The sequence below is a fragment of the Flindersiella endophytica genome (assembly GCF_054779015.1).
Map to the genome: position 1 here is coordinate 143,676 of NZ_BAAGYY010000016.1, position 24,944 is coordinate 168,619.

Sequence of the window (24,944 nt, forward strand, 5' to 3'; positions counted from 1 at the left end):
AGTTTCTACGACGCGGGGTAGTAGGAGTAAGCTGCGCCGTCATGGTGTTCGTACGGAACCTGCTGCTGGTTCTCCACTTCGTCGGCCTGGCCAGCCTGCTCGGCGGTTTTCTCGTACAGCTGAAGGGTCCCGACCGGCGCGTCGTCGCGGCGATGTTGCACGGCGGGATCACCCAGGTCGTGACCGGCGTGCTCCTGGTGGGCGTGCTGGAGGCCATGGACAAGGACGTCAACCAGATCAAGATCGGCGTCAAGCTGGTGATCGCGCTGTTCGTGACGGTCATGGCGTTCGTCCTGCGCAAGCGGGGCGGCTTGTCCAACGGCCTGTTCTTCGGACTCGGCGGGCTCGCGCTGCTGAACGTCGCGATCGCGGTGTTCTGGACCTGAGCCCGGCCTTCGCCTACGGCGTCGGGTAGACGTTGAACGTCTCGGCCTGCCTGCCCTCGCCGAGCCCGGCGCTGACAGCCGACTGAGTGAAGCCCTGCTTCAGCGCGGCCCGAAGCTGCTCCGGCTCCTTGTGCTGGCTCTCGTGGCTGAACACCGCGGTCAGCTTCGTCTCGAACGTCTCGGTAACGTCGACGACGTGGTTCGGCTCGCCGGGATGGTCGGCCAGCCAGAACTCGCGTACGTTCCACGGCTCCAAGCCCTGCCCGGCCAGCAGGTCGGGGAACGCGAACGCGTTCTGCGCGGCGGGGTACATCGCGCGGATCGCCGCCTCGCCCGCGGCCAGGTGGTCGGGGTGGCTGCGTACGAGGTGCTCCCAGATCCGCTCGGGGCTCTGGGTCAGCAGCCGGTCCGGGCGTACCGAACGGATCACGGCGGTCAGCTCGCGTACGAGGCCGGCGTCGGCGACCAGCTCGCCGTCCATCCGGCCGAGGAAGCGTAGGTCGGTGACGCCGACGGCCCGCGCGGCCGCCTCCTGCTCGGCCCGCCGGATCCTGGGCAGCTCGGCACGGTCGAGGTCCACGTCGAAGCCGCCGGCCTGGCCGTCGGTGCATATGCAGTAGACGACCTCGATGCCGGCCGCCGTCCAGCCTGCGATCGTGCCGGCCGCGGCGAAGTCGACGTCGTCGGGATGCGCCGTGATCACCAGCGCCCGCGAGACCTCCGAGTCAGAAAGCACCACGACGCAGGAATGTACCCGCTGTCGGCCGCCGGCGCTCGTCCTGATGGGCCTGGCGAGCGGCATCCGGGCCACCCCAGGCACGGTCGGGTTCGCTGCAGCACACCCTCGCACCGCACCGGCGGGAGTGGCGGCGGTGAAGCACAGCGAAACGTGCTGCAAGTCGCCGCTGCCGACGGTGCGGGTGCCGCCGTCCCCCTCAGGGCCGGCTGGCTCGAGCTCGGATCACCGTCCTCTCGTTCGGCGGGGTCGTTCGCGGGGGGCGAGGGGTGTGGTCAGTAAGGCCAGCCGGTAGCCCACCCCGCGCACCGATTCGATGACGAGTTCCGGCGTGACGCCGGCGATCGCGCGGCGGAGGCGTTTGACGGTGGACGCGACCGCGTCGTCGTCGCCGACGTAGCGGCGTTGCCACACCGATTCCGTCAGTTCGGCGAAGGTCCAGACGCGGCCGGGGTCGCCGGCCAGGGTGAGTAAGAGGTCGAACTGCCGTTCCGACAACTGGAGGGTCCGGCCTCGCCAGTTCGCCGCGCGGGACGGCTTGGACAGCCGCAGCCCGCCGAACGCCACCGAGGGCTCGGGTGCCCTCGCGCCGTCCGGCACGGATGCCGGCTCGCGAACGCCGGTACGCAGCACCTCGGCCGCGGTCCGCGCGTCCGGCATCACCAGGACGACGGCCGCTGTACCGACGCTCCGAATGATCGTGGAGAACAGTTCGTGGGCGTTGCCCACGCAGAGCACGAGCGCTTGAGTTGCGACGACGGCGGTGTTTCCGATGGCGCCGTCGCCCAACTGGTCGTTCTGACGCACTATCCCACCCCCCACCGAGCGTTCCACCGGCGCTACGCGGCCGTCGGAAAGACTGCCAAGGAACGTACAACCGGGTGACGCCCTGTGACAGAAACTAAGTTTCGCACCGCGAAACCCCAACCGGGATTCGTTTAACCGAGATGTCACGAACGGCGGCTGGCCAACTCTGGCCGCTGGCCCCGGCTGGCCAGCCCGCGACCCCGCGACCACGAACTGCCCGCCGAACGCCCGGAACCAGACCTGGAAACGGCATCGCCGGTCGCGTTTGCTGCCTTCGTAAGCCCAACCGGCGGTCCGATGTCTGTGCCGCCAACCCCCTGGACGCGAAAAGCCTCGAACGAGGCTGCGGCCGGGAGCAGACCAGGGAGGAACGTCCTTGAGAAACCGAGTACGAACCGGTGGGCAGCGGCGCGGCGTGCGATCCACGCTGGCCGTGACCGCCACGGCAGCGCTCGCGCTGCTCTCCGCTGCCCTCATGCCGGCAGCGGCGATGGCCGGGCCGAACCCAGGCCCGGACGGTGTGTCGCCGGCGAATCCGGACACGCAGACGTCCGAGCCGGCCAACGCGCCCGCGCCCAAGCCCGCCCCGATCGCGGCGGCGGTCAGCAAGGAACTGGCCAAGGACAAGGCCACCGACTTCTGGGTGGTCTTCAACCAGCGAGCGGACCTGAGCCAGGCCGCCGCCGTCAAAGACTGGAACAAGCGCGGCCAGGCAGTCGTCGACACGCTGAAGCAGGCCGCCACCGCCAGCCAGCAGGGCGCTGTGGAGAAGCTGCAGCAGGCAGGCGCCGACTTCGACACCTACTGGATCAGCAACCGCATCATCGTCCACGACGGCGACGCCAAGCTGGCCGGCACCATGGCCACGGTCAACGGCGTCAAGGAGATCGCCGCCCCGACGAAGATGGACCTGGTCGAGCCGGTTCGCGGCAAGTACGACATCGACAAGCAGGCCGACGCGGCCGCCGACGCCATCGAGTGGAACGTCCAGGCGATCAACGCCGATGACGTGTGGGACCAGTACGGTGACCGCGGCGAGGGCATCACGGTCGCCAGCATCGACACCGGTACGGACTTCCGGCACCCGGCGCTCATCGGCTCCTACCGCGGCAACAACGGCGACGGCACGTTCGACCACAACTACAACTGGTTCGACCCTGCCGGTTTCTGTGACGACGAGCCGTGCGGCGACTCGCACTGGCACGGCACCCACACGATGGGCACGATGACCGGCGACGACGGTCAGGGCAACCAGATCGGTGTCGCACCGGGCGCCAAGTGGATCACCGCGGCCGGCTGCTGCCCGAGCGACCAGGCCCTGCTCGACTCGGCGGAGTGGATCCTCGCGCCGACCGACCTCGACAACCAGAACCCGCGCGCCGACCTCCGCCCGAACATCGTGAACAACTCGTGGGGCGCGGCCAACGGTTCGGTCGAGGACCCGGAGTTCGACGACGTGAGCCGCGCGTGGACGGCGTCAGGCATCTTCGGCGTCTACTCCAACGGCAACAGCGGCCCGGGCTGCGACTCGGCCGGCTCGCCGGGCGACTCGATCTACACCTACAGCGTTGGCGCCTTCCAGCAGAGCGGCGCGATCTCGAGCTTCTCCAGCCGCGGCCCCGGCGGCAACGGCATGGTGAAGCCGAACATCTCCGCACCCGGTGAGGGCGTCCGGTCGGCGCTGCCGGGCGGGCAGTACGGCCTCGCCGACGGCACCTCGATGGCCGCACCGCACGTCGCGGCCGCGGTCGCGCTGATCTGGTCGGCATCGCCCGCCCTGGTCGGCGATATCGAAGGTACGCGGGCACTCCTGAACGAGACCGCGGTCGACCAGAACAACACCACCTGCGGTGGCACGGCCGAGAACAACAACGTCTGGGGCGAGGGCAAGCTGGACGCGCTCGCCGCGGTCCAGGCCGCACCGCGTGGCGACGTCGGAGTCCTGGCCGGCACGGTCACCGACTCGGCCAGCGGTGCCGCACTGCAGGGCGCGCAGCTCACCATCACCGGCCCGAACAGCCGGACGGTGACGACCGGAACGACCGGCACGTACTCCGTCAACCTGACGGTCGGGACGTACACCGTGACCGCACGCAAGTACGGCTACGAGACAGGTACGAGCACGTTCACCGTCACAGTGGGCGAAACGGCCAACGGCAACATCGCGTTGACAGCGGTCGCGTCCTACCCCGCCTACGGTGAGGTGACCGACTCCGCCGGCAACCCGGTCGCGGGCGCGACGGTCACGATCGAAGGCACGCCACTCGCTCCGGTGACGACGGCGGCCGACGGTACGTACGGATTCGACGCGGTTCCGCTTGGTACGTACACGTTCCGCGTCGCCAGCCCCGGTGGCTGCCTCGCCGGTGCGAACAAGTCGGTCACGATCGACGGCCGGAAGATCGTGAACTTCCGCCTCGGCAACCGCAGCGACACCTACGGCTACACGTGTTCGATCGCGACCACGGGTTACGCCGAAGCCGACAGCGCGCTCGCGCTGACCGGTGACGACGCCAGCCAGGCGGTCGACCTGCCGTTCCGGGCGTGGTTGTACGGCCAGGCCTACACCAGGGCCAACGTGTCGACGAACGGGCACCTCAGCTTCACCGCTGCCTCGACGTCGTACTCCAACACCGCCATCCCGACGACCGCGGCTCCGAACGCCGCGATCTACGCGTTCTGGGACGACCTGAACGTCGACGACAGCGCGAAGGTCTACACCAAGACCGTCGGAACCGCGCCCAATCGTACGTTCATCATCGAGTGGCGGAACGTGCTGATCTACGGCACGTCCAACCGGATCGACGCCGAGATCAAGCTGTCGGAGAACTCCGACGTCGAGGTCGCCTACCGCAACATCGACCCGGCCAACGCCCGCGAGACCGGCAGTTCGGCAACGGTCGGCGTCGAGAACGCCGCCGGCACCGACGCCATGCAGTACGCCTTCAACGCGACCTCGCTGCGCAACGGCGCCGTCAAGTTCAGCTTGCCCGCGAACGGCTTCCTGCTCGGAACCGTGACGGACAAGAACGACGGCCAGCCGGTCGCGGGTGCAACGGTCACGGTGAAGCAGGGCAGTGGCACGCCGAAGACGCTCCAGACCGCCGCCGACGGCACGTACATGGCGCAGGTCTGGACCGGTGACTACGACGTGGACGCCGCGGCGACCAACTACGTCAGTGCCGCGGCGGTCAGCAAGGCCGTCGGCGCCGGGAAGTTCGTCGCCACGGACTTCGCGCTCGCGACGCCGCGTGCGTCGGTCGCCTCGCCGGAACTTTCGTGGGTGCTCCCGCAGGGCAACCAGCAGGTGAAGAAGTTCACGGTCACCAACACGGGCTCGGCCGTGCTCGACTGGTCGAGTGTCGAGTTGGAGTCCGACCAGCCGTGGCTGTCGCTCTCGTTGCTGGGTGCGAAGCTGCCGGTCGGCGGCAAGAGCGAGATCACGGTCGGCATCGACACCACCGGCGTACCGGCCGGCGTGCACGACGCGAAGATCGCGATCGACTCCAACAGCGGCCGGACGCCGCGCGTCGAGGTCCCTGTCCAGGTTGTGGTTTCGGCCTACTGGAAGGGCGTCGACGCCGGAGCCGCGGGCGAGTCGCTCGACGCGGCCGGCCTGCCGTGGACGACCGACCAGGCGTACGCCGAAGGGTCGTACGGCTTCGTCGACTCCGTTGGTGACGCCACGACGCGGTCGGTCGGCACGAACGTCGACATCAAGAACACGTCCGACGACGCCCTGTTCCGCAGCCAGCGGATCGGCATGGACGCCTACCGGTTCGACGACCTGCCCGCCGGCACGTACGAGGTGACGCTCGGGTTCGCCGAGCTCGGCATCTCGCCGCGCGTCGACTGGCGCCGGTTCGACGTCGACATCAACGGCTCGTACGTGCTGGTCGGCTACGACATCGCGCAGAAGGTCGGCGGTCGTAGCGCGGACAGCTACACCTACCGGGTCGAGGTGCCCGAGGGTGGCGATCTCGCGGTGAACTTCAGCGACCGGCGGGGATACCAGCCGTCGGTGGTGAACAGCATCCGCGTGGTCCAGCGGCCGGACCTGTAAGCCCGCCCGCCGGTTCGGCACCATCGCTCGCGACGCCCGGCCGGAGCCCTCGCGCTCCGGCCGGGCGTCGCGGCCCTGCTCGCCGGCAGCGCGGGTTGGCGGCCGGTAACCGAAACTCTCGTAGTCTCGAAGTGCCGTAAAGATTGGCTTGACGTCTGATGGGGGACGAATCGGATAAGTGTTCCGATTCGGCAAAGCAGTAGGAAGCACAGCACGCAGATGTCCCGCACGGGTGGTCAAGCCGGTCGTACCTGGCGTCTCATCGCCATCGCAGCCGTCGTCGGGTTCGGCACGTGGGTCGCCGGGCAGCACGAGCGGTCCGAGCTGCCCGCGTTCGCCGGGTCGGGAACGATCGCCGAGCCGTCGGTGCGTGCGCAGCAGCCGCCCACGCCCAGCCCGGCCACCCCCAGTGCGGATCCGGTACCGCGCAGGCGTCCGGCACCCAGGGTCGGCCCGACCACCGCCGTTCCTCTCACCGGGCCGGGCGGGCACAGCGGGCCGGGGTCCGCCGGTGCGCAGCGCCAGGCGACCCAGCGGCGGGACCGGGTGAAGGTGCTCTACCTGACCTTCGACGACGGCCCGAGCCGGGAATGGACGCCGAAGGTGCTCGAGGTGCTCGACCGCTACGACGCCAAGGCCACCTTCTTCGAGCTCGGCCGCGCGCAGCGGGCGTACCCGGCCCTCGCCCGCCGGGTGCGAGCGGCCGGTCACACGATCGCCAACCACAGCACGATCCACCGGGACCTGACCATGCTGTCCGACGGCGCCATCCGCTGGGAGGTTCGCAACGGCCCGGACTCGCCCTGCTTCCGCCCGCCGTACGGCGCGATCAACCACCGCGTGCGCTCGGTACTGCGCTCGGAGGGCGTCCACGACATCGTCCTGTGGGACATCGACACGCTCGACTGGACCCGGCCGGGCTCGCACCGGATCGCGCAGACGGTCGTCAGCCACGCGCGCCCCGGCAACATCGTGCTCATGCACGACGGCGGCGCCAACCGCGCTCAGACGGTCGCGGCACTCGACACCATCCTCCGCGAGCTGTACGGCCAGGGCTACCTCTTCCGCAGCCTCGACTGCTGAGCCGGACGGCCAGGTTCGACGGGATTTCGACGCCTGTCCCACGAGCTGTCCGGAATCGGCGAAGCCGCCGCACTTGGCGAACCGCCCGCGATGCTATTTCCTGACGGCATGTCGACCCCAACCCAGCTTGCCCCGGACGGCCTGAGCCGCCGGAGCATCCTGCACCTCTCCGCAGTCGCCGCCGGTGCCGCCCTGCTGGCTGGTTGCTCGGGTGGTGGACAGGACGAAAGCCCCGACCAGCCCGCCGCGGGTGAGGAGAAAACGGGCACCGGGAAGGGTTCCGAGACCAAGCCGCTGGAGCTGCCAAAGCGCTTCGGCGAGTCCCCGAAGCTCGCCGAACTGGTGAAAGCCGGACAGCTGCCGAAGGTCGCCGACCGGCTGCCGGACAAGCCGTACGTGGTGCCGCACAGGTGGCTCACGACCGGGAAGTACGGCGGGACGCTCAACCTCACGCAGACCGCCAACGATCCGCAGTACGCGCTCAACCAGAACATGTACGGCCACTCGATCCTGCGCTACCTCAACGACGGCAAGGACATCGGACCGGGACTGGCCGAGAGCTGGTCGTCCAACTCCGACGCCAGCGAGTGGACGTTCCACTTCCGCAAGGGGCTGAAGTGGTCGGACGGCGAGCCGTGGAGCACCGCCGACATCATGTACTGGTGGGAGGACCTGGTGCTCAACACCGAGCACACGGCGACCCCACCCGACGACGTACGCTCCGGCCGCGACACCACCGCCAAGGTGACCGCGCCCGACGAGACCACGCTGGTGCTGACGTTCGACGCGCCCGCACCGATCACCGCGGAGAAGCTGGCGGCGTACGTCAACAGCTCCGGCAGTGTCGGACCGTGGTGGATGCTGCCGAAGCACTACATCTCCCAGTTTCACCCGAAATACAACAAGAAGGTGACCTCGAGAACCTGGTACGAGAAGCACGACCAGATGGCAACCTGGGTGCTCAACCCCGCGTGCCCGACGATGTGCGGCTGGCGTTCGAAGTCGTATGAGGAAGGGCGCAGCGTGGTCTTCGAGCGCAACCCCTTCTACTGGGTCGTCGACCCCAAGGGCAACCAGCTGCCCTACATCGACGAGCTGAACTTCGAGCTGATCACCGACGAGCAGGTCCAGAAGACGAAGTTCGTCGCGGGCGCCTTCGACTTCGTGCAGGGCTACGTGCACGGTCCGCTGCCGCTGTCCGACGTGCAGCTGCTGCGCCGCGAGCAGGAACGTACGGGCGTCGAGCAGTTCTTCTGGGACAGCGGGACGGGCAGCGGCTCGCTGCTGATGTGGAACCACGACTATCCCGACGACGAGCTGCGCACGCTGTTCCGCGACAAGAGGTTCCGGCAGGCGCTGTCGTACGCCTACGACCGCGCCGACGTCCGCAAGGCGATCTACTACAACTCTGGCGAGCTCACGACCGGGACGCTCAGCAAGAAGGGCACCTCGTTCGTCGGCAGCAAGGAGGGCATGCGGCGATACGTCGAGTGGCGCGACTCCTACGTCACGCACGACCCCGGCAAGGCAAAGGCGCTGCTGGACGAGCTCGGTGTGGTCGACAAGAACGGTGACGGCAAGCGTGAGCTGCCGAGCGGAAAGAAGCTGCTGCTGACGCTCGACCACTCGGCGATCGCGGCGGAGGAGCACAAGGAGAAGAACCGGCACATCGTCGCCGACTGGGCCAAGGTCGGCATCGCCGCGCAGCTCAACCCGATCTCGGCCGACTCGTTCGGCGAGCGCTGGGACCGCGGCGAGCTGATGATCAAGTCGGACTGGGAGATCGGTGACAACCAGCCGCTGATCTACGCGGGCTGGGTGGTGCCGGTCGAGCCGGCGCACTGGGCGCCGCTGCACGGCAACGCCTACCAGCAGAAGGTCGCGAACCCGGGCATTTTCGCCAAGCAGGCGAAGCTCTCGCCGTGGAAGCGGACGCCGCCATGGATGCTTCCCGACTCCGACGACGACCCGATCGCCCGCTTGTGGGAGCTGTACGCCAAGGCGCGGATCGAGATCGACCCGGTGAGGCGAACTTCGTTGCTTTGGGACATCTTCAAGGTCCATGTGGAAGAAGGACCGTTCCTGCTCGGCGTGGTGTCGAACACGCCGAGGATCGTGCTGGCGCACAAGGACCTGCGAAACGTCCCGCGCAAGGCCAACCTCGCGCTGGGCGGCTGGACCAATCCGTGGTTCCTGCCGTCGCCGGCGGCGTACGACCCGGAGTCGTTCTTCTGGAACAACCCGGCCGACCACACCGACTAGAAGGAACAAGGGCGCCGCCTCTCAGCGTCCCCAACCGAACACGGAACGCGTTCCAACGGCGATTACCGGGACACGGACTGTCCGATTTCAGTAACGTTTCGGACAGCGTTCACGCGTGTGTCCGGTATCGGAGAGCTGAAGGCCTAGCGGTTTCCACAGGAAATGCTATTTCCTATCGGCATCGGTCTCCCCGTGTGGGAGCGTGGCCGGGAACAGGGAGTGTTGCATGAGCAGTTTGTTCAACGACCGTATGCCGGGTTTGACTCGTCGAGACTTGCTTCGAACCTCGGCCGCAGCCGCCGGCTTGGCCGCACTCGCAGCCTGCTCGCCTGGAACCAGCTCCTCGTCGAACAAGGAACCGGGTGCCAAGCCAGAGACCAAGGCGAAGGGCTCGGAGACAAAACCGATGCCGACACCGGCGAAGTTCGCCGAGTCGCCGAAGCTCACCGAGCTCGCCAAGGCCGGGAAGATCCCGGCGCTGGCCGAACGCCTGCCGGAGAAGCCGTACGTCATCCCGCACCGTTGGGTCAAGACCGGCCAGTACGGCGGCAACCTGCAGATGATCCTCGGAGACGACCCGACGTACGCCTTCAAGGAGTACATGTACGGGCACTCGATCCTGCGTTTCCTCAACGACGGCTTGGACATCGGCCCCGGCCTGGCCGAGAGCTGGGAGTCCAACGAGGACGCGACGGTGTGGACGTTCCACTTCCGCAAGGGACTGAAGTGGTCGGACGGCGAGCCGTGGAGCACCGCCGACATCATGTACTGGTGGGAGGACATGGTGCTCAACGAGCAGCACCCCGACCTGCCGCCGGACGACACCCGCTCGGGCCGCGACACCGTGGCCAAGGTGACCGCGCCCGACGAGACGACGCTGGTGCTGACGTTCGACGCACCCGCGCCGATCACGCCGGAACGCCTGGCCGCGTGGACCAACCGCGGCAACGGCCCGCGCTGGATGGAACCGAAGCACTACCTCTCGCAGTTCCACCCCAAGTACAACAAGAAGATCAAGGCCAGCAGCAACTGGTACGACAAGCACGACTCGATGTCTGACTGGTCGCTCAACAAGGACTGCCCGACGATGACCGGCTGGCGGCTGAAGTCCTACAACGAGGGCCGCAACGCGACGTTCGAGCGCAACCCGTACTACTGGTGTGTCGACACCAAGGGCAACCAGCTGCCCTACGTCGACGAGCTGCGCTACCAGCTGATCCCCGACCAGCAGGTGCAGAAGCTCAAGTTCATCCAGGGCGCCGCGGACTACGTGCACGGCGGCCACACCGACCTCATCCTCGGCGACGTCCAGGCGCTTCGCGGCGGCGAGAAGAAGACCGGCGTCCAGCTGTTCTTCTGGGACGGTGGTTCGGGGACCGGCTCGATCCTGTTCTGGAACCAGGACCACCCGGACCCCGAGATTCGTAAGGTGTTCCGCGACAAGAAGTTCCGGCAGGCGCTCTCGCACGCCTACAACCGGCCGGACGTACGCAAGGGCGTCTACTTCAACTCCGGCGAGCTGACAACGGGAACGCTCAGCCCCAAGGGCGCGATCTTCTCCAAGGACGCCGAGTCCAAGAAGCGTTACGCGGAATGGCGCGACTCCTACGTCAAGTACGACCCGGAGAAGGCCAAGGCCATGCTCGACGAGCTCGGCATGGTCGACAAGAACGGCGACGGCATGCGCGAGCTGCCGAACGGCAAGAAGTTCCTCATGCTGCTCGACTACCCCGCCGACGCCGGTGACGAGCACAAGCAGAAGAACGAGTTCGTCAAGCGGAGCTGGGAAGCGGTCGGCATCGCCACCCAGATGAACCCCGTCTCGCCCGACACGTTCGGCGACCGCTGGGGCCGTGGTGAACTGATGACCACGACGGCCTGGGAGGTGGGCGACAACAGCCCGCTGATCTACCCCGGCTGGGTGATCCCCGTCGAGACCGGGCACTGGGCGCCGTTGCACGGCAAGGCGTTCCAGCTGCAGACCGGCGACCCGGGCGCGCTGAAGAAGCAGGCGAACGTCTCGCCGTGGAAGCGGACGCCGCCGTGGATCGTGCCGGACAACGAGAAGGAGCCGGTCGCGCGGCTGTGGGACCTCTACGCCAAGGCGCGCGTCGAGACCGACGAGCTGAAGCGCACGCAGCTGCTGTGGGACGTGGTGAAGATCCACGTGGAGGAAGGCCCGTTCTTCCTCGGCGCGGTCGCCAACGTGCCGCGGATCGTGCTGGCCCACCAGGACCTGCAGAACGTGCCGCGTAAGGAGAACCTCGCGCTCGGCGGCTGGGTCAACCCGTGGATCCTTCCCTCGCCGGCGGTCTACGACCCGGAGACGTACTTCTGGAGCAACCCCGACAAGCACTCGACGTAGCACCTCGCTCGTCCTGGTTCACCATCGTGCCGGCCGCGACCGAAGTCGCGGCCGGCACGCGGTGGGCGACGCCGAGGCTGGGACGTCGTGGGCGGCCTGACCAGGGCCCAGGTGCTTGCCCTGAGCGGCTCCCGGCCGCCAAGGTGACCGTGATCGACCAGCAGCCGTCTCGCCGCATGGGCCGCTGACGCGACGTATGTCGGTGGGGTTCCGTAGGCTGGACCGCGATGAGCGCAGCCGCCCAGAACCCCACCGAAGTCCCCGCCGGGGAACAGCCCGCTGAGCCCGCCAAGCCGGCCGCTCGGCCCAAGCTCACGCCCGAGGAACGGGCCGCTCTGAAGGCCGAGAACGCCGAGGAGATCCTCGCCGGGCTCAACCCCGCCCAGCGGGCCGCGGTGATCCACGAGGGCTCACCGCTGCTCGTGGTCGCGGGTGCGGGTTCGGGCAAGACCAGGGTGCTCACCAGGCGAATCGCCTGGCTGCTCGGCCAGCGCGACGCCCGGCCGAGCTCGATCCTCGCGATCACGTTCACCAACAAGGCCGCCGGTGAGATGCGCGAGCGGGTCGCCGCGCTGGTGGGGGAGCGGGCCGCGCAATACATGTGGGTCTCCACGTTCCACTCGGCCTGCGTGCGCCTGCTGCGGCGCGAGATCAAGCGGTTCGGCATGTCCTCGTCGTTCTCGATCTACGACGATGCCGACAGCAGACGTCTGATCACGCTGGTGTGCCGTGATCTCGACCTCGACCCGAAGCGGTTCAACCCCCGGGCCGTGCTCAACCACATCTCCAACTTCAAGAACGAGCTGATCGACCACGAGACAGCCAGCGCCCGGGCCCACACGCAGCTCGAGCGGACCTACGCCGAGGCCTACACCGAATACCAAAACCGCCTGCAGCAGTCCAGCGCGCTCGACTTCGACGACCTGATCATGACCACGGTGCACCTGTTCCAGGCGTTCCCGGAGGCGCGCGACTACTACCGCGAGAAGTTCGCGCACGTGCTGGTCGACGAATACCAAGACACCAACCACGCGCAATACACCCTGGTGCGCGAGCTGACGATCCCTGACCAGGAGAGTCCCAAGCACGGCGAGCTGATGGTGGTCGGCGACGCCGACCAGTCGATCTACGCCTTCCGGGGCGCGACGATCCGCAACATCGACGAGTTCGAGCAGGACTTCCCCGACGCCAAGGTGATCCTGCTGGAGCAGAACTACCGCTCCACGCAGACCGTGCTGTCCGCGGCCAACGCCGTGATCAGCCGCAACTCCGGCCGCAAGCCCAAAAACCTCTGGACCGACTCCGGCGACGGCGAGAAGATCGTCGGCTACGTCGCCGACGACGAGCACGACGAGGCCCAGTACGTCGCCGAGGAGATCGACCGGCTGAACGACGCCGGCAAGGCCAAGCCCAAGGACGTCGCGGTGTTCTACCGCACCAACGCCCAGAGCCGGGTCTTCGAGGAAGTGTTCATCCGGGTCGGCATGCCCTACCGCGTGGTCGGCGGCGTGCGCTTCTACGAGCGGCGCGAGGTGCGCGACGCGCTGGCCTACCTCCGGCTGCTGTCCAACCTCGAGGACACGGTCTCGCTGCGCCGGATCCTCAACGTTCCGAAGCGGGGGATCGGCGAGCGGGCCGAGGCGTGTGTCGAGGCGCTGGCACAGCGCGAGCGGATCTCGTTCTGGCAGGCGTTACGCCGGGCCGAGGAGGCACCCGGCCTCGCCACCCGGTCGCTCAACCAGATCACCGGCTTCGTGACGCTGATCGACGAGCTGCACGCGATGGTCGAGGAGGGTTCCGAGCCGGCCACGGTCCTCGAGCGCGTGCTCGACCGCACCGGTTACATCGAGGAGCTCGAGCAGTCCGAAGACCCGCAGGACAAGACCCGGATCGAGAACGTCGGCGAGCTGGTCGCGGTGGCGCGCGAGTTCGCCGAGAACGCCGAGGCCGAGAACCAGCCGGCGGCGCTGGCCGACTTCCTGGAGCGGGTCTCGCTGGTCGCCGACGCCGACTCCATTCCGGGCGCCGCGCAGGACGACGGCGTGGTGACGTTGATGACGCTCCACACCGCGAAGGGCCTGGAGTTCCCGGTCGTGTTCCTGACCGGCCTGGAGGAAGGCATCTTCCCGCACGAGCGCTCCCGCACCGACGACAACGAGCTGCAGGAGGAGCGCCGGCTGGCCTACGTCGGCATCACCCGGGCCCGGCAGCGGCTCTACATCTCGCGGGCCGGCGTACGCAGCGCGTGGGGAGCGCCGTCCCACAACGACCCGTCCCGCTTCCTCACCGAGATCCCGGCCGAGCTGGTCGACTGGCGCCGCACCGAGGTCGACCAGGTCACGTGGCACTCCACGTCCGCGTCCGGCCGCCGCGCGCGCCGCTCGGAGGCCCAGAAGTCGGTGGTCTCGGTAAAGGCGGGCGACCGCGTGATCCACGACTCCTACGGCCTCGGCACAGTGGTCACCACCCGCGGCGCCGGCGACGACGCGGAGGCCAGCATCGACTTCGGATCCGAGGGCGTGAAGCGTTTCCTGCTCCGCTACGCCCCGATCGAGAAGCTGTAGCCGCCCGCGGGAACCCGCCCGTCGTGCCAGGGCCCCCGCTGGCGTACAGCTCACCCGAGCATGCGTCGTAGGTGCCCTGCAGCGAGCTCACCACCCGGCTTCGAGCCACGCGTGGCAGCCGCCGGTGTCACGACGGGCGCGCCCGGTGCCGCACGCTGGACCGGCAACGACTGGACCGCAGGCGCCGGCTTCCGCTCACCTGCCTCCGCGAGCCACGGCACGACGCCGGTCGCGACACCGCCGGGTCCGGCGGTCATCTCCTCGATGAGTGCGCGCATCTCTTCGAGCGGCAGCTCGCCGCCACCTGCAGGCTCTTGTTGTCCGCCTGGGCAGGGTCGGGGCCTCTGGACAGACTGCTGCTCAGCGAGCAGGCGAGCGTGGGGAGAAGCTCAGGGGTTGAGGCCGAGGTCGCGCAGCCACGGCATCGGGTCGATCGGGTCGCCGTCGTCGGGGCGGACCTCGAAGTGCAGGTGCGGGCCGGTGGAGTTGCCGGTGCTGCCGAGGTAGCCGATCACTTCGCCCGGGGCGACGTAGCCGCTCTTCTGGGCGTAGCCCGACAGGTGGCAGTACCAGGTGACCGTGCCGTCGAGGTGCCGGACCTCGATCTTGTTGCCGTACGGGCCGTCGTAGGCGGCCGAGATGATCTCGCCGGCTCCGACCGAGCGAACCGGGGTGCCGAGCGGCGCCGCGAAGTCCTGGCCGGTGTGGTTGTTGCTCCAGAGCGAGCCACCGTCGCCGAACCCGGCGGTGAGGCGGTAGCCGGAGACCGGCAGCACCCAGTGGATCGCGCGGTCGAGCACGACGCCGGTCTCGCCGTCGCCGGTGCCGCGGATGCCCGAGAGCTCCTTGGCGCGCTCCTGCTCCCACTGCGCGCGGTCGCGGGCCTCGTCGGCCTGCTGCTCGCGGTCGAAGTTGGAACGATCGACGGTGCCGGCGTAGGAGTTGCGATCCGAACGGTCGGACCGGGCAGCGGCCTTGTCGCGTTCGGTGCCGAGCTGGGTGAGGCTGAGAGCGATGCCGGCGGGCATGGCCCGCTCCTCCGAGGCCGACTTGACGTCGGCCTTCTGGCCAGGGTGGAGGCTCATCGCGCCGGAGGCGGCGGCGACCAGCGTCACCATGCTGGCGGCCACCGGAACGGCCGGGAACGCCCTGCGCCGGGAGCGCTTGCGGTGGCCGGCCGGCTGCTTGCGTCGTCCGGCGGACGACACCGCTGCGGATCCACCAGTCGCGCGGTTGCCGCCGTCGCGCGGCTCGCCGGAGGCGGGAGCGGGGGAGCGGCGGGGCTCGGGCTGGGTGGCCCGGAAGTCGGTTAAAGGCTCGGCCTGCGGAGCGCGCGCGGCGCGGCGGCTGTCAGCGCCCGGATGTGCGGGCGGCGGAGCGAGCGTCACGGGCGGAAGGTAGGCGGGCGGCAGGTCCATCGCGGGCTCGTACGCCGGCCGGGCTGTGAACGCGGGAGGCGGAGCCTGGACCGGAGCGGGCGCGGGGGCCGGGAACGGCTGGGGCGACCAGGCAGGGGCCGAGTGCCGGGCGGCCGGAGCCGGCCGGTCGGGCACAGCTGCCGAGGCCTGAGCCGGAGCGGGCATCGGCGCCTGGGACCAGACCGGTGCCGGTGCGGCGTAACGAGGCGCCGGAGCGGGAGCCGGGGACTGATACGCCGGTGTGGAAGCGCTCGGCGTTGGGTAAGCGGAGGAACGAGAGTCGGCCGCGCGGCTCCGCCGCGGGCTCGTCGCCGTGTATGCCGGAGCGGGCGCCTCAGGGGCGCCTGCACGCGGCGACGGCTGAGCTACGCCACGATGCTTCCCGGGTTCGGCCACCTGCGCTTGTGCCTTCCTGCAGGGCTACCAGTTGGTAGCCGGTTGGAGAGCGAATGGGAGGGACGATAACGGATCGGTCTCCTCTTGCCAACTCCGACCGTACGGTGTGTGCCGGATCCGGACACTGGCCTAGGGGACAATCCGGTCGTTTAACGCAATCCAGTCGCTCCTAGTTACGGGTAGTGATGTGTTCGTAACAATAGGCGCATGACTGGCCGTAATCCAGCCGACACACGCGAGCCGTCTGGATGTCACTCCATGGCCGTCGAAGCCGCGTCCCCGAGATAGGTTCGGCACCTAGAGAGGAGGCGCAGATGAGCGTGCGGACCCACACGTCGGTGCCTACTACCGGGGGACAGATTCGTGTCGTCGTGGCCAAACCCGGGCTGGACGGACACGATCGCGGAGCGAAAGTCGTCGCGCGCGCACTCCGCGACGCCGGTGTCGAGGTCGTCTACACGGGCTTGCACCAGACGCCGGAACAGATCGTCGAGACCGCGATCCAGGAGGACGCCGACGGCATCGGCCTGTCGGTACTCTCCGGTGCGCACATGACCCTGTTCGCCCGCGTCGTCGAGCTGCTGCGTGAACGCGATGCCGACGACATCGCCGTCTTCGGCGGAGGCATCATCCCTGACGCCGACATCCCGGAGCTGACCAAGCTGGGTGTGGCGAAGGTCTTCACGCCGGGCAGCTCCACCCAGGACATCGTGGCCTGGGTACGCCAGCACCTCGGCGCCGACTCCCCGGCCGAGGCGCAAGCCGCCGCCGAAGCAGGCGCCGAAGCCGCCGCAGCCGGCGACCCGGCCTGACCCCCTGCACAAGGGCGAAGTGCGCGAATGACCACGTTAACCCGCCAAAGCCGTGGTTAACGTGGTCATTCGCGGCTCAGCAGACGATCAGCCGGCTCAGCTCACGCGCACCGCGCTGCCGTAGCCGTCGCCGGCCTTCGGCGACGCGAGCCGCCAGGTGACGCGGAACGGGCTGGCCACCTTCACCACGCCGTAGCCGTTCTCGCCCGGGATGCCGATCACCAGGCCGTACGTGATCGGGCTCTGGTCGGTGCTCAGCAGCACCGAGCTCACCGCCGAGCCGAACTTGTCGCCGCGCTCGTTGGTGCCGCCCAGCGTCGCGTCGGTGAAGACCGGGACGTCCTGGTTGCCGCGGCTGTACAGCGAGTTCACCATGCCCGCGTCGACGGCACCGCCGATGTCCTCGCCGGGCGCGCCGACGTAGACCCACGGGTGGTTCACGATGTCGTGCCAGTAGCCCGTCATCGACGCGCCGAATCGGTCGCCGGCCTCGGCCTGGTCGCCCACGGGCCGCCGCGCGACGGGGTCGTAGCTGCCCTGCGTGAGCCCTTCGGCGGGGTCGAGCTCGTTCAGCATCCCGTGGATGAAGTGGTTCACGAACCCGGCGTTCACCTGCGTGCCGATGTCCTCGCCAGGTGCACCGATCCACAGGTGCCCGGAGAAGTCCAGCAGCGAACGACCGAACTCGTCACCGGCCTCGGCGGCACCCGGCACGTCCTCCTGGCCCACCACGAGGTCCTGAGTGATCACCATGTTCGTGAACTCGTCGCCTCCCCACCTCCTGTGAAACACAGCACCCGCTCCGGCCTGGCCGTTCACCGTCTCACCCGGTGCACCGATGCTGAGCTCCGTTCCCGCGGCGACGGCCTGGCCGAAGCGCTCGCCCGAGGCCGGCGTCCCCCACTCCGGATGCGAGCTCTCGGTGAGCACACGTCCGGTGATCGCCGGCGTAGTGCCGTGCGGAATGTCCAGCTCGACGACCGTGCCCGCGTCGGTGGCGGAACCGATGTCGGTGAACGGTGCGCCGACGTACAGGCGGCTGCCGTCGAAGGTGTACTCGCCGGTCTCGAGGCGGTACGGCGACTGGAACGACAGGCTGGCACCGAACGCGGCGCCCGCCTGCGCCCGGCCGGGGATGCCGGAGTAGCCCTGGCCGAGGATCCGCCAGTACTGGTAGCCGGTCGCCGTACCGCGGTAGATGAACGCGGCGCCGGAGTCCTGCAGGCCGCCGATGTCGCGGCCCGGCGCACCGACGATCAGCTCGGGCCGGCCGTCTCCCGTCAGATCGCCTGAGGTCGTGACGGCGCCGAACCGGTCGCCCGCCTTGGCGCTCGGCGCGGTCAGCCGCTGCACCACGCCGGCCTGGTTGCGGATCTCGACGCTGCCCGCGTCGGCCTGCGAGCCGACGTCGGCATCGGGTACGCCGATCGCGACCAGCGGCAACGCCTTGGCTGCCTGGACCGGCGCGGCGGCGGCGAGCCCGGCCACGGCCAGGCCGGCCGCGGTCAGTAGTGCCGCAGCCCGTTTCGTATGCATGGGTCCCCTCCCGAATGTCCACCTGAAGATTCGACGCCTCGGCCGGTGCTGCGGCAGGGGCAGCACCGGCCGAGGTGTCCACGTGGGGAGCTACAAGGAGCCCTCCACGAAGCTTCCGTAGCCGTCGCCCGCCTCCCGCGGGTCGCCGGCCTGCCACCAGGTGGTCCTGACCGGGAAGACCGGCTTCACGACGCCGGACCCACCGTTCTCGCCCGGGATGCCGATCGCCGCGGTGGCCAGCTCGGCGTCGCGGCCGTAGAGCGCGGCGCCGAACCGGTCGCCCGCCTCGTTGGTGCCGCCGAGCCTGGAGTCGCTGTACGCGTCGATCGCCGGGTCGTGCAGGACGTTGACCATGCCGGCATCCCTGGCCGAGCCCATGTCCTCACCGGGAGCACCGAGCAGGATGTACGAGGCGGCGTCGGAGGCCGCGCCCTGCTCGGAGTACCAGCCGAGTGCGGCACCGAAGCGGTCACCGGCCTCGGCCGCGCCGGCAAGCGGCTTGCCGGTCACGTCGTCGGCGGAGTTCTGCGAGAACCCCGGCCCGCCCGCCGGTGGGTTCTCCCAGCCCTGGAGGTTCATGGCCTGCACCATGCCGGCGTCGGCGGCGGTCCCGATGTCCTCACCTGGGATGCCGACGTACAGCCGGTGCCAGTTCATCGTCAGCGCGGCGCCGAACTGGTCGCCGGCCTCGGCCGCGCCGGGCACGCCAGGCGTGTCCTGGGTGACTGTGCTCTGGATGCCGTCGGCCAGCAGCGTGACGAAGAAGACCTCGCCCGCGTCGGCCTGCCCGCTGACGTCCCTGCCGGGTGCGCCGACCGCGCGCATCGAGTCCATCTCGGCGATCGCGGCGCCGAACCGGTCGCCGGCCCGGGGCGTCGTGCCGGGCCAGTCGGCCGCGGTCCACAGCCGGCCGCCGAACGACGGCTGCGCGCCCTGGCCGATGCCGATCTCGACGGCCGCACCGGCGTCGGCGGCGCCGTCGACGTCGTAGGTGGGCGCGCCGGCCGCGAACCACTTGTAGGTGGGGTTGTCGCCCTGCCGCCAGTCGCGCGACAGGCTGGAGCCGAACCCCGCACCGGCCTGCGAGCCGCCCTCGACGCTGAGCGAGTCCATCGTCAGCGTCGTCCAGTGGACGAACCCGGATGCCGTGCCGTGGAAGACGTAGATCGCGCCGGCGTCCGCCTTACCGCCGACGTCCTTGCCTGGCGCTCCGACGAACAGGTCCTGCCGGTTGTCACGGTCGACGTCGAACGCGATCGTGGCCGTACCGAACTTGTCGCCTGCCTGGTGATCCGGAGCCTGCAGCTGCTTGACGGCGCCCCCGGTGTGCCGTACCTCTACCGCTCCGGCGTCCCGCTGCGTGCCGAGGTCTTCCCCTGGGATGCCGATCTCCACGTGCGGCATGGTCCGCGCCGCGGCCGACGCCGGTGCGCCGGCCGCCGCGCCCATCCCGCAGGCAAGCGCCGTGATCGCCGCCAAGGCGATCCGGCGCCTGCCGCTGTGGCCACCCTCGTTCATCCCGTTCGCTCCCCTGTTCGGTCCCCGACCCGTGAAGGCCCTCCACTGGGTCAGATACCGAGCAGGACGCAAAGGTTGTGCGGGACCGGTCAGGACAGGGAGCTGACCTCCGAGCCGTAGCCGTCGCCTGGTTCCGGCGCACCCGAGAACTGCGACCAGGCCTGGGAGCCCAGCAAGCCGGCACCGTTGTCGCCGGTCTCCACGGCGATCGCCTCACCGGCGCCGGAGCGGTCGCCGGGGGAGCCGATCAGCAGCAGTTCCGACCACTGGTCGCCGTCGAGGATGCGGTACGAGCCGAGTGCCGCGCCGTACCTGTCACCCGCACCGACCGTGCCCGCGGTCGTGTCCGCGGAAAGAGCGCTGAGGCCGGTAGGAGTGTCGACCGGATCCAGCGGCTGGTGCACGGTCACGACCATGCCGGCGTTCGTGGCGCTGCCGATGTCCTCTCCGGGCACGCCGACGTGGAGGGTCTGCGTGGACAGTTCGGGCTGGACGGGCGTGAAGACCGCCAGCGACGCACCGAACTGGTCGCCGGCCTCGGGAGCCCCGGGCACGCCGGGGGTGTCCTGGCTGATGCCCTGCATGTCGTACGACACGACCATGCCGGCGTCCTGGATCGACCCGATGTCCTCGCCCGGGACACCGATGTACCGGTAGGCGAGCGCCGCGCCGAACCGGTCGCCCGGCTCCACGCTGCCGGGTACGCCGGGGCTGTCCTGGCTGACACCCGTGCAGTCGGGCGCCGCGGTCGTGGACCCTCGGCACTCGAACGCGACACCGGCGTCGACCGCGCCGCCACCGTCCTCGAGCGGGGCACTGGTCTCGAACCCGCGGTCGTCGCCTTCGTAGAAGACGGCTACCACCTGTGCGCCGAAGTGGTCGCCGGCCTCGGCGGCACCGCTGATCGAGTCCTCGTTCTGGGTGTACGGCCCGCCGAGGAGTCCTTCGATGCCGAACTCCACCAGCGCACCGGCGTCCTTCGCACCGGACACGTCGTACAGCGGAAGCCCGGCGAGGAACGGCCCCTGCCCGTCGTTGTAGACCGACAGGACGCTGCCGAACTGGGCGCCGGCCTGCCCACGTCCCTCCAGGGTGATGGTCTTCGACCACCGCACTCCGGTCGGCGAGCCGAGGTAGACCTCGACCGAGCCGGCGTCGGCCAGTCCGCCGACGTCGCGGCCCGGCGTACCCACCAGCAGGTCGGTGCACCCGTCCTGGTTGACATCGGACGCGGCGATTGACGTACCGAAGCGGTCGCCCGCGTGGTAGCCGGGGCCGTGGATCCCTTGTGGTGCCGGCGAGTCGCCGGCGTAGCGGATCTCCACCATTCCGGCGTCGGCTTCCGTGCCGAGGTCCTCACCCGGAATGCCGACCGCCACGTCGGGACGGTCGCCTCCGGAGCCGTCGAAGTCGGGGAAGGCCTTCTGCCCTCCGGTGCAGGTCGCCGCCGCGGCTGGCGACGCCAGTGGCGGTGCGGCTGCCGCGCCGGCCACCGCGAGGCCGGCCACGACCGCGAGGGAAATGATCTGTTTGCGCATGGTCCCCTTCTTCGGGACGAGAGTTGAGTGTTGATCGGTTGGTTGATGGATGGTTCGAGCTGAGGGGTGGAAGAGCTGGGGGCTCAGGAGAAGTCGTCGACTTCGAGCCCGTAGCCGTCACCTGCTTCCGGCGCGCCGGCGACCTGCCGCCACCGTGCCGAAGCGGTCGCCGGCTCGGAAGGACGGTCCGAACAGGCCTTGCGGGCTGCGGGTGTCGCCTGCGTAACGGACCTCGACCACGCCCGCGTCGGCCTGCGTGCCGAGGTCTTCGCCGGGTACTCCGATCGCGAGATCCGGACGGACTCCCCCGAGCCGTCGAAGTCGGGATGGGCCTTGTGGTCGCCGGAGCACGTCGCGGCCTCGGCGACCGAGTTGAGCGGTTGTGACAGGAGCAGGGCGCTGACCGCGGCCAGCAACGCCGCGGTAGCGATACGTTTACGCATGGTCCCCCCTTTGGACACCTGCGAGTCACCTCGTGTGCCCATACCGACTTCCCAGCGGCCGGAATGGTTGCCCCCGGACGGCAGGCCGGCCGCGAGCGGCGTTAGGCTCCCGAACTGGGCGTGACCAACACCTGAACGCGCATCTTTGAGAGCGGGAGAGCATCCGTGGACCTGATGGAGTACCAGGCGAAGGAGCTCTTCGCCCGGCACGGCGTACGAACCACCGTTGGCAAGGTCGTGGAGACCGCGCAGGAGGCTCGGGCGGCAGCCGAGGAGTATGGCGGCACGGTCGTGGTCAAGGCGCAGGTCCTGACCGGCGGGCGGGGCAAGGCCGGCGGCGTGAAGCTGGCCAAGGACCCCGACGAGGCGGAGGCGCGGGCGAACGACATCCTCGGGCTCGACATCAAGGGCCACATCGTTCGCAAGCTGCTGATCGTGCCGGCGGCGGAGATCGCTGAGGAGTACTACTTCTCGTTCCTGGTCGACCGTTCGAACCGCGCCTACCTCTCGATCGCGAGCGCCGAGGGCGGCGTGGAGATCGAGGAGGTCGCGCACACCAACCCCGACGCCGTGGCGAAGGTCACGATCGACCCGGTGGCCGGAGTCGACGAGGCCAAGGCCCGCGAGATCTGCGTGGAGGCGAAGTTCCCCGCCGAGATCCACGACGACGCGGCGGCCGAGATCGTCAAGCTGTGGGACGCGTTCGTCAAGGAGGACGCGACCCTCGTCGAGGTCAACCCGCTGGTGAAGCGGCCCGACGGCAAGATCGAGGCGCTGGACGGCAAGGTCACGCTCGACGGCAACGCCGGGTTCCGGCACGCCGACCACGCGGAGCTGGAGGACAAGGCGTCCGCCGACCCGCTGGAGGCCGCGGCCAAGGAGAAGGACCTCAACTACGTCAAGCTCGACGGCCAGGTCGGCATCATCGGCAACGGCGCGGGCCTCGTGATGAGCACGCTCGACGTGGTGGCGTACGCCGGTGAGGCGCACGGGGGCGTGAAGCCCGCGAACTTCCTCGACATCGGCGGTGGTGCCTCGGCCGAGGTGATGGCCAACGGCCTGGAGATCGTGCTGTCCGACCCCGCCGTGAAGTCGGTGTTCGTGAACGTCTTCGGCGGCATCACCGCCTGCGATGCGGTGGCCAACGGCATCGTGTCGGCGTTCAAGCTGCTCGCGGACCGCGGCGAGTCGGTCGACCGTCCGCTGGTCGTGCGGCTCGACGGCAACAACGCCGAGCTCGGCCGGCGGATTCTCACCGATGCCGCCCTGGCCGGCGTCGAGCAGGTGGACACGATGGACGGCGCCGCGCAGCGCGCGGCGGAACTTGCCTCCGGGCTAGCGGCTGCGAAGTAGAGGGGCTTTCAAAGACCATGGCGATCTTTCTCGACGAGAACAGCAAGGTCATCGTCCAGGGCATGACCGGCTCCGAGGGCATGAACCACACGACGAAGATGCTGCGGGCCGGCACCCAGATCGCGGGCGGTGTGAACCCGCGTAAGGCCGGAACGAAGGTCGACGTCGACGGCACCGCGTTGCCGGTGTTCGGCACGGTCGCGGAGGCGATGGCCGACACAGGCGCGAACGTCAGCGTGGCGTTCGTACCCGCGCCGTTCACCAAGGCGGCCGCGATCGAGGCGATCTCGGCGGAGATCCCGCTGCTCGTGGTGATCACCGAGGGCGTGCCCGTGCACGACAGCGCGGAGTTCTTCACGCTGGCGAAGAACTCCGGCAAGACCCGCATCGTCGGCCCGAACTGCCCCGGTCTCGCGTCGCCCGGCAAGTCGTACGCCGGCATCATCCCCGCCAACATCACCGGCCCGGGGCGGATCGGCCTGGTGTCGAAGTCCGGCACGCTGACGTACCAGATGATGTACGAGCTGCGCGACATCGGCTTCTCGTCCGCCGTCGGCATCGGCGGCGACCCGATCATCGGCACGACCCACATCGACGCGCTCGAGGCGTTCCAGAACGACCCCGAGACCGACGTGATCGTGATGATCGGCGAGATCGGCGGCGACGCTGAGGAGCGGGCGGCCGACTTCATCAAGGCCAACGTCACCAAGCCGGTCGTCGGCTATGTCGCGGGCTTCACGGCACCTGAGGGCAAGACCATGGGCCACGCCGGCGCGATCGTGTCCGGCTCGTCCGGCACCGCGGCGGCCAAGCAGGCAGCGCTCGAGGCGTGTGGCGTCAAGGTCGGAAAGACGCCGAGCGAGACCGCTCGTTTGGTCCGCGAGGTCGTCAACAGCCTCTAGGCTGTCCTGCCATGGGCGAGGCTGGTGAGGCTATGGAGAGCACCCCGAAGGGGCCGGGCGGTTCGGCGTACGACGACCCGGACTACCGGCCCGCGGTCATCGACCTGCTCGGGGTGCTCGCCTATGGCGAGCTGACCGCGTTCGAGCGGCTGGCCGAGGACGCCAAGCTGGCGCCGGCCCTCGAGGACACCGCTGCGCTGGCGGCGCTCGCGGTCACGGAGTTCCACCACTTCGAGCGGCTGCGCGACCGCCTCGCAGAGCTGGGCGTCGACCCGGTGCAGGCGATGGAGCCGTTCCGCGGCCCGGTCGACGCGTTCCACGAGCAGACGGCGCCGCGGACCTGGCTCGAGGGCCTGGTGAAGGCCTACGTCGGCGACGGCATCGCGACCGACTTCTACACCGAGGTCTCGGCCTACGTCGACGCCTCGACCCGCGCGCTGGTCGCCGAGGTGCTGGAGAACACCGGCCACGTCGCCTTCATCGTCGACCGCGTCCGCAAGGCGATCGCGGAGGACGAACGCGTGTCCGGCCGGCTGGCGTTGTGGGGCCGGCGGCTGGTGGGCGAGGCCTTGTCGCAGGCGCAGCGGGTGGCCGCCGAACGCGACGCGTTGACCGCGTTGCTGGTGGGTGGCGTCGACCGCCCGGGAATGGACCTGGCGGCGATCGGCCGGATGTTCTCGCGGTTGACGGAGAAGCACACGGAACGGATGGCGACGCTCGGCCTGCAAGCCTGAGCCCGAGTCCGCCGGTACCGAAAACGCC

18 protein-coding genes are annotated in these 24,944 nt (G+C 69.4%); 10 read left to right on the plus strand and 8 right to left on the minus strand.

Annotated elements, in window-relative coordinates; genetic code table 11:
• Positions 1-41: 41 nt before the first annotated feature.
• Entirely contained in the window at positions 42-386 is a 345-nt protein-coding gene (locus tag ACYVF6_RS17980; RefSeq protein WP_460522649.1) for a hypothetical protein, read from the plus strand.
• Positions 387-399: 13 nt separating this feature from the next.
• On the opposite strand, the gene ACYVF6_RS17985 is transcribed toward ACYVF6_RS17980, so the two are convergent.
• The gene (locus ACYVF6_RS17985) at positions 400-1,125 is read right to left on the minus strand and encodes a PIG-L deacetylase family protein (protein WP_460522651.1); all 726 of its coding nucleotides are present in this window, start codon (positions 1,123-1,125) and stop codon (positions 400-402) included.
• A 222-nt stretch (positions 1,126-1,347) separates the two neighbouring features.
• On the minus strand, positions 1,348-1,929 hold the full coding sequence (locus tag ACYVF6_RS17990; protein WP_460522653.1) for a winged helix-turn-helix domain-containing protein: 582 nt from the start codon (positions 1,927-1,929) through the stop codon (positions 1,348-1,350).
• A 376-nt stretch (positions 1,930-2,305) separates the two neighbouring features.
• Here ACYVF6_RS17990 and ACYVF6_RS17995 point away from each other — a divergent pair, with 376 nt between their 5' ends.
• The 5 genes from ACYVF6_RS17995 to pcrA all read left to right on the plus strand — a co-directional run bounded on the left by ACYVF6_RS17995 (position 2,306) and on the right by pcrA (position 14,266).
• Positions 2,306-5,992, plus strand: a complete 3,687-nt coding sequence (locus tag ACYVF6_RS17995; RefSeq protein ID WP_460522655.1) for a S8 family serine peptidase — start codon at positions 2,306-2,308, stop codon at positions 5,990-5,992.
• A 219-nt stretch (positions 5,993-6,211) separates the two neighbouring features.
• The gene (locus ACYVF6_RS18000) at positions 6,212-7,075 is read left to right on the plus strand and encodes a polysaccharide deacetylase family protein (protein ID WP_460522657.1); all 864 of its coding nucleotides are present in this window, start codon (positions 6,212-6,214) and stop codon (positions 7,073-7,075) included.
• A gap of 108 nt (positions 7,076-7,183) precedes the next feature.
• Entirely contained in the window at positions 7,184-9,337 is a 2,154-nt protein-coding gene (locus ACYVF6_RS18005) for an ABC transporter substrate-binding protein (protein ID WP_460522659.1), read from the plus strand.
• Between the two features lie 250 nt (positions 9,338-9,587).
• Positions 9,588-11,702: an ABC transporter substrate-binding protein gene (locus ACYVF6_RS18010; RefSeq protein ID WP_460523105.1), complete on the plus strand. Its 2,115-nt coding sequence runs from the start codon at positions 9,588-9,590 to the stop codon at positions 11,700-11,702.
• A gap of 227 nt (positions 11,703-11,929) precedes the next feature.
• Entirely contained in the window at positions 11,930-14,266 is a 2,337-nt protein-coding gene (gene pcrA, locus ACYVF6_RS18015; protein ID WP_460522661.1) for an ATP-dependent DNA helicase, read from the plus strand.
• Positions 14,267-14,316: 50 nt separating this feature from the next.
• On the opposite strand, the gene ACYVF6_RS18020 is transcribed toward pcrA, so the two are convergent.
• Both ACYVF6_RS18020 and ACYVF6_RS18025 read right to left on the minus strand, forming a co-directional pair.
• A complete protein-coding gene (locus tag ACYVF6_RS18020) occupies positions 14,317-14,544 on the minus strand; it encodes a hypothetical protein (RefSeq protein WP_460522663.1) in 228 nt (75 codons plus the stop codon).
• 111 nt (positions 14,545-14,655) lie between these two features.
• Positions 14,656-15,684, minus strand: coding sequence for a M23 family metallopeptidase (locus ACYVF6_RS18025; RefSeq protein WP_460522665.1), 1,029 nt, complete (start codon positions 15,682-15,684; stop codon positions 14,656-14,658).
• A gap of 710 nt (positions 15,685-16,394) precedes the next feature.
• On the opposite strand from ACYVF6_RS18025, the gene ACYVF6_RS18030 reads away from it, so the two are divergent.
• Positions 16,395-16,892: a cobalamin B12-binding domain-containing protein gene (locus ACYVF6_RS18030; protein WP_460522667.1), complete on the plus strand. Its 498-nt coding sequence runs from the start codon at positions 16,395-16,397 to the stop codon at positions 16,890-16,892.
• A gap of 96 nt (positions 16,893-16,988) precedes the next feature.
• On the opposite strand, the gene ACYVF6_RS18035 is transcribed toward ACYVF6_RS18030, so the two are convergent.
• From ACYVF6_RS18035 to ACYVF6_RS18050, 4 genes are all read right to left on the minus strand, one after another.
• Complete coding sequence (locus ACYVF6_RS18035) at positions 16,989-18,428, minus strand: integrin alpha (RefSeq protein WP_460522669.1); 1,440 nt, start codon at positions 18,426-18,428, stop codon at positions 16,989-16,991.
• Between the two features lie 90 nt (positions 18,429-18,518).
• A complete protein-coding gene (locus tag ACYVF6_RS18040) occupies positions 18,519-19,946 on the minus strand; it encodes an integrin alpha (protein WP_460522671.1) in 1,428 nt (475 codons plus the stop codon).
• 89 nt (positions 19,947-20,035) lie between these two features.
• Positions 20,036-21,484 (minus strand): integrin alpha, encoded by a 1,449-nt coding sequence (locus ACYVF6_RS18045; RefSeq protein WP_460522673.1) that lies wholly within the window; start codon positions 21,482-21,484, stop codon positions 20,036-20,038.
• A gap of 83 nt (positions 21,485-21,567) precedes the next feature.
• Positions 21,568-21,927, minus strand: coding sequence for a hypothetical protein (locus tag ACYVF6_RS18050; protein WP_460522675.1), 360 nt, complete (start codon positions 21,925-21,927; stop codon positions 21,568-21,570).
• Positions 21,928-22,092: 165 nt separating this feature from the next.
• Here ACYVF6_RS18050 and sucC point away from each other — a divergent pair, with 165 nt between their 5' ends.
• From sucC to ACYVF6_RS18065, 3 genes are read left to right on the plus strand one after another with little or no spacing between them, the layout of a single operon-like run.
• Positions 22,093-23,280 carry a succinate--CoA ligase subunit beta gene (sucC, locus tag ACYVF6_RS18055; protein ID WP_460522677.1) on the plus strand — a complete coding sequence of 396 codons (1,188 nt, stop codon included), beginning with the start codon at positions 22,093-22,095 and terminating at the stop codon, positions 23,278-23,280.
• A 17-nt stretch (positions 23,281-23,297) separates the two neighbouring features.
• Positions 23,298-24,182: a succinate--CoA ligase subunit alpha gene (gene sucD, locus ACYVF6_RS18060; protein ID WP_460522679.1), complete on the plus strand. Its 885-nt coding sequence runs from the start codon at positions 23,298-23,300 to the stop codon at positions 24,180-24,182.
• Between the two features lie 11 nt (positions 24,183-24,193).
• Positions 24,194-24,916, plus strand: a complete 723-nt coding sequence (locus ACYVF6_RS18065; RefSeq protein ID WP_460522681.1) for a ferritin family protein — start codon at positions 24,194-24,196, stop codon at positions 24,914-24,916.
• Positions 24,917-24,944: the final 28 nt, after the last annotated feature.

Excerpts from the sequence above, each read along its gene's own strand:
- ACYVF6_RS18010 (WP_460523105.1), top strand. The coding sequence starts at position 9,588 with ATGCCGGGTTTGACTCGTCGAGACTTGCTTCGAACCTCGGCCGCAGCC.
- pcrA (WP_460522661.1), top strand. The coding sequence starts at position 11,930 with ATGAGCGCAGCCGCCCAGAACCCCACCGAAGTCCCCGCCGGGGAACAG.
- ACYVF6_RS17980 (WP_460522649.1), top strand. The coding sequence starts at position 42 with ATGGTGTTCGTACGGAACCTGCTGCTGGTTCTCCACTTCGTCGGCCTG.
- sucD (WP_460522679.1), top strand. The coding sequence starts at position 23,298 with ATGGCGATCTTTCTCGACGAGAACAGCAAGGTCATCGTCCAGGGCATG.
- ACYVF6_RS18020 (WP_460522663.1), bottom strand. The coding sequence starts at position 14,544 with ATGCGCGCACTCATCGAGGAGATGACCGCCGGACCCGGCGGTGTCGCG.
- ACYVF6_RS18005 (WP_460522659.1), top strand. The coding sequence starts at position 7,184 with ATGTCGACCCCAACCCAGCTTGCCCCGGACGGCCTGAGCCGCCGGAGC.
- ACYVF6_RS18045 (WP_460522673.1), bottom strand. The coding sequence starts at position 21,484 with ATGCGCAAACAGATCATTTCCCTCGCGGTCGTGGCCGGCCTCGCGGTG.
- ACYVF6_RS18050 (WP_460522675.1), bottom strand. The coding sequence starts at position 21,927 with ATGCGTAAACGTATCGCTACCGCGGCGTTGCTGGCCGCGGTCAGCGCC.
- ACYVF6_RS18030 (WP_460522667.1), top strand. The coding sequence starts at position 16,395 with ATGAGCGTGCGGACCCACACGTCGGTGCCTACTACCGGGGGACAGATT.
- ACYVF6_RS18035 (WP_460522669.1), bottom strand. The coding sequence starts at position 18,428 with ATGCATACGAAACGGGCTGCGGCACTACTGACCGCGGCCGGCCTGGCC.
- ACYVF6_RS18025 (WP_460522665.1), bottom strand. The coding sequence starts at position 15,684 with ATGGACCTGCCGCCCGCCTACCTTCCGCCCGTGACGCTCGCTCCGCCG.
- ACYVF6_RS18065 (WP_460522681.1), top strand. The coding sequence starts at position 24,194 with ATGGGCGAGGCTGGTGAGGCTATGGAGAGCACCCCGAAGGGGCCGGGC.
- ACYVF6_RS18000 (WP_460522657.1), top strand. The coding sequence starts at position 6,212 with ATGTCCCGCACGGGTGGTCAAGCCGGTCGTACCTGGCGTCTCATCGCC.
- ACYVF6_RS18040 (WP_460522671.1), bottom strand. The coding sequence starts at position 19,946 with ATGAACGAGGGTGGCCACAGCGGCAGGCGCCGGATCGCCTTGGCGGCG.